This window comes from Actinotalea ferrariae CF5-4, from assembly GCF_000603945.1.
Lineage (GTDB): Bacteria > Actinomycetota > Actinomycetes > Actinomycetales > Cellulomonadaceae > Actinotalea > Actinotalea ferrariae.
Map to the genome: position 1 here is coordinate 1 of NZ_AXCW01000530.1, position 829 is coordinate 829.

Here is an 829-nt window from a genome sequence, read left to right on the forward strand (position 1 = left end):
AGTAGTCCCGGCACCCGGCCAGGCGCCACGTCCCGCCGGTGGTGGTCTCGAACTCGGAGAAGTCCAGCTGCCAGACCTGGTTCGGGCCGGTCGGTTCGGTCGCGAACGCGGCCTTGCGCCGGGCGGCGTGCTGGCGCCGTTCGCGCTGGTAGTTCGCCTCCAGCAGCAGGCCCTCGTCCCGCAGCAGGCGCAGCACGGTGGACTCACCGACCCGGTGCCCGTCGTAGCGGCACATCGCCCAGACCTTGCGGTGCCCCCATGCCGGGTGCTCCAGCGCATGCCGGCGGGCCGCGTCCCGGACGCCTTCGCGGGCCGGGCGCGGCCAGGGGCCCTTGACCGGTGCGCCGTCGCGGGCGCGGGCCTGGTGGCGGCGCCAGGTCCGTTCGGGCACGCCGATCAGCGCGCAGAACCTCGTGGTCGGCATGCCCGCGTCGGTGCGGATCACCTCGAGGTCCTCGAAGGGCCCAGGCGGCCCTCTGCGCTCTTCTTCCACACCCGGATCTCCACCGCGGCCTCACCCAGCGCCTGGGTCAGCTCGGTGACCTCGGCCTCCAGCCGCTGCTCACGGGTCGAGGGCCCGGACTTGCCCGCGACCAGCCCCGCGCGCCCGGACTCCAGGAACTGCCGCTTCCAGTTCCCCACCGACTGCTCGGAGACCTTCGCCCGGCGGGCGGCCTCAGCCACGCTCAATTCACCGGCCAGGATCGACAACACGATCCGGACCTTCTCCTCAGCCGGGAACGCCGGCGGCCTCGCCATGATCGATCAGACTCCTTCGCAGGTCAGACCCGCAAGAAGCGGGTCCTGCCACTAAGTCTGACGCGCGACA

Annotated in this window: 2 protein-coding genes; both read right to left on the reverse strand. The window is 72.5% G+C overall.

Annotation, left to right across the window (positions count from 1 at the left end; genetic code table 11):
* A partial coding sequence (locus N866_RS19180; RefSeq protein ID WP_034229936.1) for an IS3 family transposase occupies positions 1–445 on the reverse strand: 445 nt, incomplete at its 3' end.
* On the reverse strand, positions 442–759 hold the full coding sequence (locus tag N866_RS19185) for a helix-turn-helix domain-containing protein (protein WP_081802834.1): 318 nt from the start codon (positions 757–759) through the stop codon (positions 442–444). The genes N866_RS19185 and N866_RS19180, both read right to left, overlap by 4 nt.
* Positions 760–829 lie beyond the last annotated feature (70 nt).